The sequence below is a fragment of the Streptomyces sp. NPDC016640 genome, from assembly GCF_043076215.1.
In the GTDB taxonomy this organism is placed as follows: domain Bacteria; phylum Actinomycetota; class Actinomycetes; order Streptomycetales; family Streptomycetaceae; genus Streptomyces.
The window spans coordinates 301,139-314,717 of the sequence record NZ_JBIBRG010000008.1 but is presented as its reverse complement, the minus strand read 5'-3'; the positions used below and the strand labels follow the sequence as shown (position 1 = coordinate 314,717).

At 72.6% G+C, this 13,579-nt stretch carries 16 protein-coding genes and 1 pseudogene; 7 read left to right on the top strand and 10 right to left on the bottom strand.

Going from position 1 to position 13,579, the window contains the following annotated elements; genetic code table 11:
• The first annotated feature begins 28 nt into the window (after nucleotides 1-28).
• Both ACF07S_RS19290 and ACF07S_RS19285 read left to right on the top strand, forming a co-directional pair.
• The gene (locus ACF07S_RS19290; RefSeq protein WP_391964612.1) at nucleotides 29-316 is read left to right on the top strand and encodes a YiaA/YiaB family inner membrane protein; all 288 of its coding nucleotides are present in this window, start codon (nucleotides 29-31) and stop codon (nucleotides 314-316) included.
• 78 nt (nucleotides 317-394) lie between these two features.
• Nucleotides 395-1,039 carry a TetR/AcrR family transcriptional regulator gene (locus tag ACF07S_RS19285; protein ID WP_391964611.1) on the top strand — a complete coding sequence of 215 codons (645 nt, stop codon included), beginning with the start codon at nucleotides 395-397 and terminating at the stop codon, nucleotides 1,037-1,039.
• Here ACF07S_RS19285 and ACF07S_RS19280 read toward each other — a convergent pair.
• Nucleotides 1,030-1,491, bottom strand: a complete 462-nt coding sequence (locus tag ACF07S_RS19280) for a MaoC family dehydratase (RefSeq protein ID WP_391964610.1) — start codon at nucleotides 1,489-1,491, stop codon at nucleotides 1,030-1,032. The two genes, ACF07S_RS19285 and ACF07S_RS19280, sit on opposite strands and share 10 nt — an antisense overlap.
• Nucleotides 1,492-1,609: 118 nt before the next feature.
• Between ACF07S_RS19280 and soxR the strand changes: the two genes are divergently transcribed.
• On the top strand, nucleotides 1,610-2,101 hold the full coding sequence (gene soxR / locus ACF07S_RS19275; protein WP_391964609.1) for a redox-sensitive transcriptional activator SoxR: 492 nt from the start codon (nucleotides 1,610-1,612) through the stop codon (nucleotides 2,099-2,101).
• Between the two features lie 339 nt (nucleotides 2,102-2,440).
• Here the strand turns inward: soxR and ACF07S_RS19270 are convergent, their stop codons facing one another.
• Entirely contained in the window at nucleotides 2,441-3,043 is a 603-nt protein-coding gene (locus ACF07S_RS19270; protein ID WP_391964608.1) for a hypothetical protein, read from the bottom strand.
• Nucleotides 3,044-3,485: 442 nt separating this feature from the next.
• Nucleotides 3,486-4,742 (bottom strand): exo-beta-N-acetylmuramidase NamZ domain-containing protein, encoded by a 1,257-nt coding sequence (locus tag ACF07S_RS19265; RefSeq protein WP_391974635.1) that lies wholly within the window; start codon nucleotides 4,740-4,742, stop codon nucleotides 3,486-3,488.
• A gap of 167 nt (nucleotides 4,743-4,909) precedes the next feature.
• Here ACF07S_RS19265 and ACF07S_RS19260 point away from each other — a divergent pair, with 167 nt between their 5' ends.
• The 3 genes and pseudogenes from ACF07S_RS19260 (at nucleotide 4,910) to ACF07S_RS19250 (ending at nucleotide 6,710) form a co-directional block, all read left to right on the top strand.
• Complete coding sequence (locus tag ACF07S_RS19260; RefSeq protein ID WP_391964606.1) at nucleotides 4,910-5,683, top strand: SDR family oxidoreductase; 774 nt, start codon at nucleotides 4,910-4,912, stop codon at nucleotides 5,681-5,683.
• Nucleotides 5,684-5,725: 42 nt separating this feature from the next.
• A pseudogene (locus ACF07S_RS19255) lies at nucleotides 5,726-6,088 on the top strand (long-chain fatty acid--CoA ligase); the annotation flags it as partial.
• Between the two features lie 28 nt (nucleotides 6,089-6,116).
• Nucleotides 6,117-6,710: a TetR/AcrR family transcriptional regulator gene (locus ACF07S_RS19250; protein ID WP_391964605.1), complete on the top strand. Its 594-nt coding sequence runs from the start codon at nucleotides 6,117-6,119 to the stop codon at nucleotides 6,708-6,710.
• 108 nt (nucleotides 6,711-6,818) lie between these two features.
• On the opposite strand, the gene ACF07S_RS19245 is transcribed toward ACF07S_RS19250, so the two are convergent.
• The 7 genes from ACF07S_RS19245 to ACF07S_RS19215 all read right to left on the bottom strand — a co-directional run bounded on the left by ACF07S_RS19245 (nucleotide 6,819) and on the right by ACF07S_RS19215 (nucleotide 12,736).
• Entirely contained in the window at nucleotides 6,819-8,033 is a 1,215-nt protein-coding gene (locus ACF07S_RS19245; protein ID WP_391964604.1) for an acyl-CoA dehydrogenase family protein, read from the bottom strand.
• A gap of 6 nt (nucleotides 8,034-8,039) precedes the next feature.
• A complete protein-coding gene (locus tag ACF07S_RS19240; protein WP_391974634.1) occupies nucleotides 8,040-9,062 on the bottom strand; it encodes a phosphotransferase family protein in 1,023 nt (340 codons plus the stop codon).
• A 310-nt stretch (nucleotides 9,063-9,372) separates the two neighbouring features.
• A complete protein-coding gene (locus ACF07S_RS19235; RefSeq protein WP_391974633.1) occupies nucleotides 9,373-9,708 on the bottom strand; it encodes a DUF202 domain-containing protein in 336 nt (111 codons plus the stop codon).
• Nucleotides 9,705-10,097: a YidH family protein gene (locus tag ACF07S_RS19230; protein ID WP_391964601.1), complete on the bottom strand. Its 393-nt coding sequence runs from the start codon at nucleotides 10,095-10,097 to the stop codon at nucleotides 9,705-9,707. The genes ACF07S_RS19235 and ACF07S_RS19230 overlap by 4 nt, the downstream gene beginning before the upstream one ends.
• The gene (locus tag ACF07S_RS19225; RefSeq protein ID WP_391964600.1) at nucleotides 10,094-10,639 is read right to left on the bottom strand and encodes an NUDIX hydrolase; all 546 of its coding nucleotides are present in this window, start codon (nucleotides 10,637-10,639) and stop codon (nucleotides 10,094-10,096) included. The genes ACF07S_RS19230 and ACF07S_RS19225 overlap by 4 nt, the downstream gene beginning before the upstream one ends.
• A gap of 102 nt (nucleotides 10,640-10,741) precedes the next feature.
• The gene (locus ACF07S_RS19220; protein ID WP_391964599.1) at nucleotides 10,742-12,139 is read right to left on the bottom strand and encodes a GntP family permease; all 1,398 of its coding nucleotides are present in this window, start codon (nucleotides 12,137-12,139) and stop codon (nucleotides 10,742-10,744) included.
• Nucleotides 12,140-12,217: 78 nt separating this feature from the next.
• Nucleotides 12,218-12,736, bottom strand: coding sequence for a gluconokinase (locus tag ACF07S_RS19215; RefSeq protein WP_391974632.1), 519 nt, complete (start codon nucleotides 12,734-12,736; stop codon nucleotides 12,218-12,220).
• A 138-nt stretch (nucleotides 12,737-12,874) separates the two neighbouring features.
• Between ACF07S_RS19215 and ACF07S_RS19210 the strand changes: the two genes are divergently transcribed.
• Complete coding sequence (locus tag ACF07S_RS19210; protein ID WP_391974631.1) at nucleotides 12,875-13,576, top strand: FadR/GntR family transcriptional regulator; 702 nt, start codon at nucleotides 12,875-12,877, stop codon at nucleotides 13,574-13,576.
• Nucleotides 13,577-13,579 lie beyond the last annotated feature (3 nt).

Here is a 13,579-nt window from a genome sequence, read left to right as displayed (position 1 = left end):
GCGGCCACATCCGCCGACCCTGGTCCCCATGAGTGACACACCGGTCAAGCAGCAGAGCACGGCCGCCTTCTACGGTCAGGCCGTCGCGTCCTTCGGGGTGGCTCTGGGTGCCACCGCCGTCGGCATCTTCAACCTCCAGGCCGACGCCTGGGTCCGCGCCTTCCTGGGCATCGCCGTGCTCTACCTGGTCACCTCCGCCTTCACCCTGGCCAAGGTCATCCGCGACCGCCAGGAGGCCGGGCAGATCGTGAACCGGGTCGACCAGGCCCGTCTGGAGAAGATGCTCGCCGAGCACGACCCCCTGCAGAAACTGTGATCACCGAGCGGCCTCCCGCTAAGCGCCCGCTCACCCTCGGCGGTATGGTGGTGTCCCTGCCGGCGAATGGGGTGAGCGATGAGTACGGCGCAGGAGACGGCCGACGGTGAGGCGCAGCCGTGGGGTGAGGTCACGCCCGACGCGGCCCGACGGCTGCTGCTCGCCGCCGTGGAGGCGTTCGCGGAGCGCGGCTACCACGCCACGACGACCCGTGACATCGCGAGCCGCGCCGGGATGAGCCCGGCCGCCCTGTACATCCACTACAAGACCAAGGAAGAGCTGCTCCACCGCATCAGCCGGATAGGCCACGAGAAGGCCCTGGACATCCTGCGCGCGGCGTCCCGCGCCGGGGGCGGTCCGGCCGAGCGGCTCGCCGGAGCCGTCAGCTCCTTCGTCCGCTGGCACGCGGGCGGCCGCACCACCGCCAGGGTCGTGCAGTACGAACTCGACTCGCTGGGCCCCGAGGCCCGCGCCGAGATCGTCGGACTGCGCCGGCAGGTCGACGCCGAGGTGCGCGGGATCATCGAGGACGGCGTGGCCTCCGGCGACTTCGACGTCGTCGACGTGCGGGGAACCACGCTCGCCGTGCTCTCCCTCTGCATCGACGTGGCCCGCTGGTTCGACGTCGACGGGCCCCGCACCCCCGAGGAGGTCGGCGCGCTCTACGCCGACCTCGTGCTGCGGATGGTCGGGGCCGCCGGGCCCGGCGCCGCTCAGAGGTAGTAGCGGGCCACCGACTCGGCGACGCACACCGGCTTGTCGCCGCCCTCGCGCTCCACGGTGAAGGCCGTGGCCACCTGCACGCCGCCCGGCACCTCGTCGACGGAGGTGATCGTCGCGGTGGCGCGCAGCCGGGAGCCCACCGGGACGGTGGCCGGGAAGCGCACCTTGTTGGTGCCGTAGTTGACGCCCATCTTCACGCCCTCGACGGAGATCAGCTGCGGCCCGAACAGCGGCAGCAGCGACAGCGTCAGGTACCCGTGCGCGATGGTCGTCCCGAACGGCCCCGCGGCGGCCTTCTCCGGGTCGACGTGGATCCACTGGTGGTCCCCGGTTGCCTCGGCGAACAGGTCGATCCGCTTCTGGTCGACCTCCAGCCAGTCGGTGTACCCCAGCTGCTCGCCCACCGCAGCCTTCAGGTCGTCGACGGACGTGAAGATCCTCGGCTCTGCCATGTCCCGGCCTCTCGCGTCACGTAGTCGCACGCGCGTCCCTGAGCGCATGCCTAAGCAACTGCTTAGCATGGTCGGCGCCGTGGTCCCTGTCAACGGACCCGGTGGGTAGGGTTCACGGGTGCACCGGATTCCCGAGAAGATCCACGAACTCACGGTCGGCCAGCTCTCCGCCCGCAGCGGCGCCGCCGTCTCCGCCCTGCACTTCTACGAGTCCAAGGGCCTGATCAGCAGCCGCCGCACCGCGGGCAACCAACGCCGCTACGGCCGCGACACCCTGCGCCGGGTCGCCTTCATCCGCGCCGCCCAGCGGGTCGGCATCCCGCTCGCCACGATCCGCGAGGCGCTCGCCGAGCTGCCCGAGGAACGCACGCCCACCCGGGAGGACTGGGCCCGCCTCTCCGAGGCCTGGCGCTCCGAGCTCGACGAACGCATCCAGCAGCTCAACCGCCTCCGCGACCACCTCACGGACTGCATCGGCTGCGGCTGCCTCTCCCTGGAGGGCTGTGTCCTGTCCAACCCGGACGACGTCGTCGGCGAACGCCGCACCGGTTCCCGCCTGATGGCCGAGAACGGCGGCGGACGGCGGCGCGAGGCGGGCCGGCAGCGCTGAGCACGGAGCCGGCCGGCGTACGGACGCGCCTTGCGGCGCCCGCGCGCCGGGTCCGGTTCCGGTGCCCGCGCGCCGGGTCCGCTCACTGGTACTCCGTGCCGCCCCTGCGGGTCGGGTACGCCGGGCTGACCGCCTTCGCCATGGCGCGGCCGCCGGTCACCGGGCTGGGGGCAGCGCCGGCACGGGGACGGCTCCTGGGGTTCCGGGACAGGTCTCATCGCCCCCGGCTGTCCGTGGAACAAAATCCTGGAACGACCGGTTCACCGTCTGCTACGGTCCCCGGGGCCAGTGGGGGTGCGGCATCCCCGGCGCACCCCCCGACCCGGCACTCCCCGTCGCTCAGGCGGACACCAGCAGCCTCACCCGCCGGGCGTCCGCCAGGGCCCCGGGGGTGAGGACCGGACGCGGGACCAGGATCCCGCAGTCCGTGCAGACGGGGCCCGTCGACGGCTCGTGGTCCAGGTTGTGGCGCCACGTGAGCCGTTCCCCCTGGCACACGGGGCACACCGTACCCGGCTCGCGCTCCAGCGCGGCGATCAGCCGCCGGAGCACCTCGGCCAGCGGCTCCCGCGGATGCACCCGCGGGTCGTCGCACCAGGCCACACCGAAACCGCCCCAGGTCAGCCGGTGCCAGTCGTCCACACTGCCCGGCCGGCGCAGTCCGTCGTGCTTCTCCTTCCTGCGGCGCTCGGCGAACTCCACCTCGTACGCCAGCCAGACCGCCCGGGCCTCCTCCAGCTCCTCCAGCGCGGCCACGAGCCGCGCAGGGTCGACGGAGCGGTCCTCGGGGTCGAATCCGGCCCGCGAGCACAGATGGTCCCACGTCGCCCTGTGCCCATAGGGGGCGAACCGCTCAAGGCACTTGCGCAGCGAGTAGCGTCGCAGCGCCAGATCGCACCGCGGATCACGGACCTGTCTTGCCAGACTCCGGAAACCGGCCATCGTCCTGCACCTCCGTCACACCTGCACCTGTAATCCGGTCACTTCGGCGTCATCGAACGGACGTCGTCGAATAGACGTATCGACACGCGAATCGGCTCCATCCTCTTTCCGGTGGCCCCCATCGGTCGGCAGCGAAGGCGCACCATCAACTCCTGTACCCCGTAATTCAGTTGTGTTCGTCCACGGAGATTCCGGCGGTCATCCGCTCCGGGCTTCCCCCGCGGGGAGGAGCCCTTCCCCGACAGCCTGAGAACTCTCCGCGGCTTCCACGGGTTCCTGAAGACCCCGCCGATATGCACACCGGTCGCCGAACCCTTCCTCCGGCGGTCCGGGCGACGGCGGCCGGGAGCACGACGTCGCAGGTCACCACCGCCGCAGGGGCCGCGAAACGGACGGCGGCGGGCCGCCGCCCGCGACCCGCCGCCGTCCTCCGCCGGCCCGCTCAGCGGTAGAGCAGGTACTCCCGCCGCATCCGCCGGAACGCCGCCAGCTCCTCCTGCCAGCCGCCGACCACCTCGTCCGTGTCCGCGCCCGCGTCGATCATCGTGCGCACCCGGGTGGAACCCGTGAGCTTGTCGATCCAGTGGTCCGCGCGCCAGGCGAAACCGCTCCACGACCGCTTGGCCGTGACCAGCAGCCCGATTCCCGTCCGCACCGGATCGAACGCCTCCCGGTCGTGCACGTGCAGCTGGACGCCTCCGACGGTCCTCCCCTGGAACTTGGAGAACGTCGGCGCGAAGTACGCCTCCCGGAAGTGCACACCCGCCAGCCCCAGCGCGTTCGCCCCGGCCGCCCAGCGCCCGTCGACGCCCTCCGCTCCCAGCAGCTCGAACGGCCGGGTGGTCCCGCGCCCCTCGGACAGGTTGGTGCCCTCGAACAGGCACGTCCCCGGATACACCAGCGCCGTGTCCGGCGTCGGCATGTTCGGGCTCGGCGGCACCCAGGGCAGCCCGGAGGCGTCGAAGAAGTCCGACCGCCTCCAGCCCGCCATCCGCACGGTCTCCAGCGGCACCGGCGCGCTGAGGAACTCCCCGTTGAACAGCCGCGCCAGCTCCGCCACCGTCATCCCGTGCGCCTGGGAGATCGGCTGCCGCCCGACGAAGGTCGCGAACTCCTCGTGCAGCACCGGGCCCAGCGCCGCCCGCCCGGTCACCGGGTTCGGCCGGTCGAGGACGACGAACCGCTTGCCCGCGAGCCGTGCCGCCTCCATGCAGTCGAACAGGGTCCAGATGTAGGTGTAGAACCGCGCGCCCACGTCCTGGATGTCGAAGACGACCGTGTCCACGCCGGACGCGGTGAAGACGTCGGCGAGCGCCCGGCCGCTCTTGAGGTACGTGTCGTAGACGGGCAGGCCGGTCGCCGGGTCGTCGTGACGGCCCTCGGAGCCCCCCGCCTGGGCGGTCCCCCGGAAGCCGTGCTCGGGGCCGAAGACGGCGATCAGGTCCACGCGGTCGTCGGCGTGCATCACGTCGACGATGTGCCGTACGTCCCGGGTGACGCCGGTGGGGTTGGTGACCACGCCCACGCGCTGCCCGTCGAGGAGCGCGTAGCCGTCCGCGGCGAGCTGTTCGAACCCGGTGCGCGGAGTGCGGCCGCCACCCTCCCCGGCCGCCCGCCCGGAAGCGGCGTGCGCGGGCGCCGCCGAGGCCGCGGCCGCGGCCGTGGTGGTGGCGAGCAGGGTCCGTCTGGACAGCTTCATGCGGTGACCTCCGTGATCGCGGCGGGTGTCATGGCCACGCACGCTAGCGCGCGTGACCGCCCGGGGGAACGAACCGGACCGAGCCCGTGCCGAACACCCCTTCCGCCGTGCATACCGACCGGTTAGTCTGACGCCGGAATCGCCGGGAGCCGCGTCGAAGGAGACCGATGGTGCAAGCCGTGCAGGGTGCGAAGGTGGTCGTCACGGGCGCCGGGGGCGGCATCGGAGCGGCGCTCGCCCGCCGTTTCGCGGCCCAGGGGGCCCAGGTCGTCGTCAACGACCTCGACGCCGACCGCGCGAGGGCCGTCGCCGAGGAGATCGGCGGCCTCGCGGTCCCCGGGGACGCCTCCGCGACCGTCGCCGAGGCGCGCGACGCGCTCGGCGGGACGGTCGACGTCTACTGCGCCAACGCGGGCGTCGGCCGCGACGGCGGAGAACCCGGCCAGCCGCTCGACGAGCGGGGCTGGGCGCTCTCCTGGGACGTCAACGTCATGGCGCACGTCCGCGCGGCGCACACACTGCTCCCGGACTGGCTGGAGCGCGGCGACGGCCGCTTCGTCTCCACCGTCTCCGCCGCCGGACTCCTCACCATGATCGGCACCGCCCCCTACAGCGTCACCAAGCACGGCGCCTACGCCTTCGCCGAGTGGCTGTCGCTGACCTACCGCCACCGCGGGGTGAAGGTGCACGCGATCTGCCCGCAGGGCGTGCGCACCGACATGCTCGACGCCAGCGGCAGCGCGGGCGACCTGGTCCTCAAGCCGACCGCGATCGAACCCGACGACGTGGCCGACGCCCTCTTCCGCGGCATCGAGGAGGACCGCTTCCTGATCCTGCCGCACCCCGAGGTCGCCGAGTACTACCAGGCCCGCGCCACCGGCCCCGACCGCTGGCTCACCGGGATGAACCGGCTCCAGCAGCAGTGGGAGGCGACCCGGTGACCGGCTCCCGCTACGCCGCCACACCCTGGCCGGCCCCACCGTGACATCGGCTCCATGGACCCGCAGGGCTGGCTGTACGTCGTCGACCGCAGGAAGGACATGATCGACGCGTCCGGCTTCAAGGTGTGGCCGCGCGAGGTCGAGGACGTACTCCACCCGCATCCGGCGGTGCGCGAGGCGGCCGTGGTGGGCGTGCCCGACGAGTACCGCGGGGAGACCGTCAAGGCCTTCGTCGGCCTGCGCCCCGGCGCTGAGACGGACCCGGCCGCGCTCGCCGCGTACTGCAAGGAGAGACTGGCCGCCTACACGTATCCGCGGCGGGCGGAGATCCTGCCGGACCTGCCGGAGACGGCCAGTGGAAAGATCCTCCGTCGGGAACTGCGTTCCCTGACGCACGACGACTGACAGCGACACGGAAAGGCGGGTGGCGGCAGTGCCCAGGACGACGGACGGTGACGGGACTCCTGTGCCGCAGCGGCTCCTGGCCGCCGCCACCCGGCTCTTCGCCGAGCAGGGCTACGACCGCACCTCGGTGCAGGAGATCGTCGAGGCGGCGGGCGTCACCAAGGGGGCGCTGTACCACTACTTCGGCTCCAAGGACGACCTGCTGCACGAGGTGTACGCGCGCGTGCTGCGCGTCCAGCAGGAGCGGCTGGACGCCTATGCCGACGCCGACGAGCCGATCGAGGAGCGGCTGCGCGGCGCGGCGGCCGACGTCGTCGTCACGACGATCGAGAACCTCGACGACGCGTCGATCTTCTTCCGCTCCATGCACCATCTGAGCCCGGAGAAGAACAAGCAGGTGCGCGCCGAGCGCCGCCGCTACCACGAACGCTTCCGCGCGCTGGTCGAGGAGGGCCAGCGGACGGGCGTCTTCTCCCGGGCGACCCCGGCCGATCTGGTCGTGGACTACCACTTCGGATCCGTGCACCACCTGTCCACCTGGTACCGCCCCGACGGCCCGCTCAGCCCGCAGGAGGTCGCCGACCACCTCGCGGACCTGCTGCTGAGGGCGCTTCGCCCGTGAGGCGCCCGGCGCCGTGAGGTGATCGAGCGGGGCCGGGCGCCGCGGGGTCGCGCGGCCCGCGCCCGGCCGGCATGACCGCGCGCCCCGGTTCCGGCCGCCGGCCCGGCCTCACAGGTACTTCTTCAACTCCCGCCGCGCCAGCGACCGCTGGTGCACCTCGTCCGGCCCGTCGGCGATCATCAGGGTGCGGGCCCCGGCGTACAGCTCGGCCAGCGGGAAGTCCTGGCTGACCCCGCCCGCGCCGTACAGCTGGATCGCCCGGTCGAGGATGCCGACGACCGTGCGCGGAGTGGCGATCTTGATGGCCTGGATCTCCGTGTGCGCGCCCCGGTTGCCGACGGTGTCCATCATCCAGGCCGTCTTCAGCACCAGCAGCCGCAACTGCTCCACCGCCACGCGCGCGTCGGCGATCCAGTTCTGCACCACGCCCTGCCGCGCCAGCGCCTTGCCGAAGGCGTCCCGGGAGACCGCCCGGCGGCACATCAGCTCGATGGCCCGCTCGGCCATGCCGATCAGCCGCATGCAGTGGTGGATCCGGCCCGGGCCGAGCCGGGCCTGGGCGATGGCGAAGCCGCCGCCCTCCTCGCCGATCAGGTTCGACACCGGCACCCGCGCGTGATCGAAGACCACCTCGGCGTGACCGCCGTGCCAGTGGTCCTCGTAGCCGAAGACCCGCATGGCCCGCTCGACCGTGACACCCGGGGTGTCCCGCGGGACGAGGACCATGGACTGCTGGCGGCGGATGTCCGCCCCGTCCGGGTCGGTCTTGCCCATCACGATGAAGATCCCGCAGTCCGGGTGCATGGCCCCGGAGATGTACCACTTGCGGCCCGTGACGACGTACTCGTCGCCGTCGCGCTCGATGCGCGTGGTGATGTTGGTGGCGTCGGACGAGGCCACCTCCGGCTCGGTCATCGCGAACGCCGAACGGATCCCACCGGCCAGCAGGGGCTTCAGCCACCGCTCGCGCTGCGCCTCGTCGCCGAACTGCGCCAGCACCTCCATGTTCCCGGTGTCCGGCGCGGCGCAGTTGGTGGCCGTCGGCGCCAGCTGCGGGGAACGGCCCATGATCTCGGCGAGCGGGGCGTACTGCAGATTGGTGAGCCCGGCCCCGTGCTCGGCGTCGGGCAGGAACAGGTTCCACAGCCCCCGCCGGCGGGCCTCGGCCTTCAGCTCCTCCACCACGGGGACGGTCTCCCACGGCGAGGCCGCCCGTTCGCGCTGTTCGTGGGCGACCTGCTCGGCGGGATACACGTACTCGTCCATGAAGGCGAGGAGCCGGGCGCGCAGTTCCTCGGTGCGCGCGTCGAACGCGAAGTCCATGTCTTCTCAGCCTTCCTGAAGAGTGGTCAGACCGTGCTCGATGAAGACGGGGACCAGATCGCCGATGCGGTCGAATCCCCGCCCGACCGTCCGGCCCAGCGTGTAGCGGTAGTGGATGCCCTCCAGGATCACGGCGAGCTTGAACCAGGCGAACGCCGTGTACCAGGACACCGCGGAGACGTCGCGTCCCGACCGCTGGGCGTACCGCTCGATCAGCTCGGCCGGCGCGGGATGCCCGGAGGCCTCGGCGGTGGTGGAGACGGGGGAGTCCGGCATGCCCAGCGGCATGCTGTACATCACCAGCAGACCGAGGTCGGTCAGCGGATCGCCGAGGGTGGACATCTCCCAGTCGAGAATCGCCCTGATGCGGTCGTCCTCGCCGATCAGCACGTTGTCGAGGCGGTAGTCGCCGTGCACCACGGCGGGCGCGGGGGAGCCCGGCAGCTCCCGCCCGAGCGCGGCGTGCAGCTCGTCGATCCCGGCCAGCTCCCGGTTGCGGGAGGCGTCGAGCTGCTTGCCCCAGCGCCGCAGCTGCCGGTCCAGGAAGCCCTCGGGGCGGCCGAAGTCCGCCAGGCCCACCTCACCGGGGTCCACCGCGTGCAGCTCGACCAGCGTGTCCACCAGGTTCAGCACCGCGTCCCGGGTGCGTTCCGCGCCGAGCGGGGCGAGCTGGCCGGCCGTGCGGTACGGGGTGCCCTCGACGAACTCCATGACGTAGAAGGGCGCCCCGAGCACCTCCTCGTCCTCGCACAGCAGCAGGGTGCGCGGCACCGGTACGGCGGTCCGGTGCAGCGCGCTGATCACGCGGTGCTCACGCTTCATGTCGTGCGCGGTGGCGAGGACATGGCCCAGCGGGGGCCGCCGTACGACCCACCGCGAGGTGCCGTCGGAGACCGCGTAGGTGAGGTTCGACCTGCCGCCCTCGATCAGCCGGCCGGCCAGCGGGCCGTTCACCAGGCCGGGCCGCTCCCGTTCGAGCAGGCCGCGCAGCCGGTCGAGATCGAGTCCGGGCGGGTGGTCGGGGCTCATCGTCGCTCCTGTGGAAAGGTGAACGGTACCCGCACATGATGCCGACCGGTCGGTATGCCGTCCAGAGCGACGACGAAACGTGATCGGAGCCACGACAGGCCCCATCCCCTCCGCCCGGCTGCCACGGGAAGGCGTACACGCGACCGCCACCACGCGAAGGCCGTACCCGGGACCGCCGCCCACGGCTTCCGGCCCGCCCGGCGTTCGAGGACGAGGCCTCCGGGCCGGCCGGGGCTCCGGGGGCGGCGCCCGCCGGGGACGGGACGGGAAAGGGCGGCGGGCGCGGGCAGCACGCCCCGGCGTCCGGCGCTCACCCCTGCAGCACCAGTGCCGCCCCGCACACCGCCGTCGCCACCGTGCACAGCGCCGCCGCCCCCGCGTACCGCGGCACCACCGCCCCCGGCACCCCCGCCTCAGCCAGCTCCCGGATCCGCCGGTGCGCGATCCGCAGGAGCCCCAGCCAGCAGGCGCAGCACAGCGCACACGCGAGGAACCCGGCCGCCGACGCCCCGCCCGCGAGGGCCGTCTTCCCGGCGAGCACGGCCACCACCGTGCCCGAGAGCGTCGTACGCCGCCACGCGAGCCGGGTCCGCTCGGGCTGCAGCCCGGGATCCCGCTCCGGCACCCGTGCGGCCGGGCCGCTCATCCCTCCCACCCGACGAGCACGACGGCGACCATCGCCACGGCCACGACCGCGACGACGAGGCTCAGCAGCGCCGGGAACCGCGACACCGGCAGGTCCTCCCCCCGCCGCATGGCCCGCTCGCACCGCACCCAGTGATCGACCGCCCGCAGCGCGCACAGCACCCCCGCGGCCAGCAGCGCCAGCGCGAGCCCGACCCGCCAGCCCCAGCGCAGGTCCGGCAGGAACTGGTCCACGGCGAAGCCGCCGCCGATCAGGGCGAGCGCGGTACGCAGCCAGGCGAGGAACGTCCGCTCGTTCGCCAGCGAGAACCGGTAGTCGGGCGTCTCGCCCTCCCGCCGCACCTCCTCCGGCGCGAACCACAGCCGGAGGTCGCGCACGAAGTCGCTCACGCCGTGCATCCCGCGTCCCCGGACGCCGCGGCCCGCCCCGGCCGGTGGGCCCTCAGCCGCCGGTACGCCTCCAGTCCGTCGGGAGTCCACTCCCACTCGCCCAGGCGCCGCTCCAGTTCGGCCTCCGGCAGGAAGCCGTACCAGGCCACCTCCTCGGCCTGCGGCCGCACCGGCAGGTCGCAGCGGACCTCGTACACCGCCGACCACCAGGACCGGCCGGCCCCGCCGTCGTACCGGAACGTGAAGAGGTACTCGGGGCGCGGCAGACCGGTCACGCCCAGCTCCTCCTCGGCCTCCCGCAGCGCCGCCCCGTCGTAGTCCTCGCCCGCGCCGACGACTCCGCCGACGAACATGTCGTACAGGGACGGGAAGACCGGCTTGGCCGGGGTGCGCCGGTGGACGAAGATCCGCCGCTCGGCGTCCCGGACCAGGACGAAGGCGCAGCGGTGGCGCAGCCCCCGCGCGTAGGCCTCACCGCGTGAGGACCGCCCGATCACCCGGTCGTTCTCGTCGACGATGTCGATGATCTCGTCAGCACTCATACGGCCATCCAAGCAGGGGCGCCCGCCGGCGCCCGGCGTGGCGGCACACCCGCGCCCCGGCGAGGAGGAGCGGGTGGGCCCGCCGTACGCCCGGACGACGGGCTAGACGATCAGCGAGAGCAGCAGCACCAGGGCCCCGGCGACCACCGAGACGATCGTCTCCATCACCGACCAGGTCTTGATCGTCTGTCCGACGTCCATGCCGAAGTACTCCTTCACCAGCCAGAAGCCGGCGTCGTTGACATGGCTGAAGAACAGCGAACCGGCGCCGATGGCCAGCACCAGCAGGGCGGCGTGCGTGGTCGACATGTCGGCCGCGAGCGGCGCCACCAGACCGGCCGCCGAGACGGTCGCCACGGTCGCCGAACCGGTCGCCAGCCGGATCGCCACCGCGATCAGCCAGGCCAGCAGCATCGCCGGGATCGACCAGTCCTCGGAGACGTCCAGGACCATCCGGCCCACGCCGGTGTCGATCAGCGTCTGCTTGAAGCCACCGCCCGCGCCGACGATCAGCAGGATGCCCGCGATCGGCGCGAGCCCCTTCTCGACCAGGGACGAGATGCGCTCCCGGCTGAACCCGGCGGGCGCACCCAGCGTGAAGACGCCCACCAGCACGGCCGCGAGCAGGGCGATCAGCGGCGAGCCGACCACGTCGAAGACCCGCTGCACGGTGTTCCCGGGATCGTCGACCACGATGTCGACCAGTGCCTTGGCGAGCATCAGCACCACCGGCAGCAGGATGGTGGCCAGCGTCGGTCCGAACCCGGGACGCTTCTCCAGGTCCTCCGAGGGGCGCTGCGGGACCATCCGGTCCGGAACCGGGACGTCCACCCAGCGGGCGGCGTACTTCGAGAACAGCGGACCGGCGACGACCACCGTCGGAACGGCGACGAGCACGCCCAGCGCCAGTGTCACGCCGAGGTTGGCGCCCACCGCGTCGATGGCCACCAGCGGACCGGGGTGCGGCGGTACCAGGCCGTGCATCACGGACAGACCGGCGAGCGCCGGGATGCCGATGCGCATCAGCGAGTAGTTGCCGCGCTTGGCGACCATCAGCACCACCGGGATCAGCAGCACCACGCCGACCTCGAAGAACAGCGGCAGCCCGATCACCGAGGCGATCAGCACCATCGCCCACGGCATCGAACGGCCACCTGCCCTGGCGAGGATGGTGTCGACGATCTGATCGGCGCCGCCGGAGTCGGCGAGCATCTTGCCGAGGATCGCGCCGAGGGCGATCAGGACACCGACACCGGCGACGGTGGAGCCGAGCCCGGCGCTGAAGCTGGTGATCACCTCGTCCAGCGGCGCCCCGGCGAACGCGCCGAGCGCCAGTGACCCGATGGTCAGCGACAGGAAGGCGTGCAGCTTGAACCTGGTGATGAGCAGGACGATGACGGCGATGCCCGCCAGGACGGCGATGCCCAGCTGGGCGTGGCCGGCCGAGGTGATCGGCTCGGGTGCGTCCGCTGCCAGCATCTCGACGCTGAGTCCGGTCACGGTGGTTCCTTGTGGGTGCGGGGTCGGGGAGAAACCGGGGCGGTGGGGGAGCCCCTGGAAAAGGGTGGGGTCAGGGTCCTACGGGGCCGGCTCGGACAGGGTCTCCAGGGCGGCGGCCGCCCGTTCGGCGATCTCCTCGGGCCGGCCGGTCACCTCCACGGCGGCTCCGGCCTCGTCCGGCCCCAGCGGCTGGAGCGTGGCGAACTGGGAGTCGAGCAGCGCCGTGGGCATGAAGTGCCCCTGCCGGTGCGACATCCGGTCCTCGACGAGCGCGCGGTCACCGCTGAGGTGCAGGAAGACCACACCGGGCGCGGCGGCCCGCAGCCGGTCGCGGTACGACCGCTTCAGCGCCGAGCAGCTGACCACCCCGCCGAGCCCGGCCCGCCCGTGCGCCCAGTCGCCGATGGCGTCGAGCCAGGGCCGGCGGTCCTCGTCGGTGAGCGGGGTGCCGGCGGACATCTTGGCGATGTTGGCCGGCGGGTGGAAGTCGTCACCCTCCGCGTACGGGACGCCGAACCGGGCCGCGAGCAGAGGACCGATGGTGCTCTTGCCGGTGCCCGCGACGCCCATGACCACGACGACATGGGGAGTCTTCATCGCTGCCTCACTGTCTGCTGTCCTGCGTCGGCATGTGATGTCGACGCCACTGAAACCCATTAGGTACGACGAATTCAAGACTCCGTGACAAATAAGTCTGACTTTTTATGTCCGTGATCCGCCCCGTACTCTGAGTGCATGAGCACCACGGGCCGGGGGCTGCACGGCCGCGTACTGGACACCCTCGGCCCCGAGATCACCGCGGGCGAGTACCCGCCCGGCAGTGTCCTTCGCACCGACGAGCTCGCTCAGCGTTTCGACGTGTCCCGTTCCGTGATGCGCGAGGTGGTCCGCGTCCTGGAGTCCATGCACCTGGTCGAGTCCCGGCGCCGCGTGGGCGTGACGGTCCTGCCGGCCCGCGAGTGGAACGTGTACGACCCGCAGGTCATCCGCTGGCGCCTGGCCGGCGCGGACCGCCCCCGGCAGCTGCGCTCCCTGACGGTGCTGCGCTCGGCCGTCGAACCCGTCGCGGCGGGCCTGGCCGCCCGCAACGCCACCGCCGAGCAGTGCGCCGAACTCACCGAGTGCGCCCTCGGCATGGTCGCCCACTCGCGCGGCCACCGGCTGGAGGGATACCTCTTCCACGACATGGCGTTCCACCGCGTGATCCTCGACGCCTCCGGCAACGAGATGTTCGCGCGCCTGGGTGACGTCGTCGCCGAGGTGCTGGCCGGCCGCACCCATCACGACGTGATGTTCGAGGACCCCGACCCGGCCGCCGTCACCCTGCACGTCCGGCTCGCGGAGGCGGTCCGCGAGCGCGACCCCGTCCGCGCGGAGCGGCTGACCCGGGAGATCACCGAGGGCGCCCTCCAGGAACTGGACGTCCTGGCGCCGTAGCCC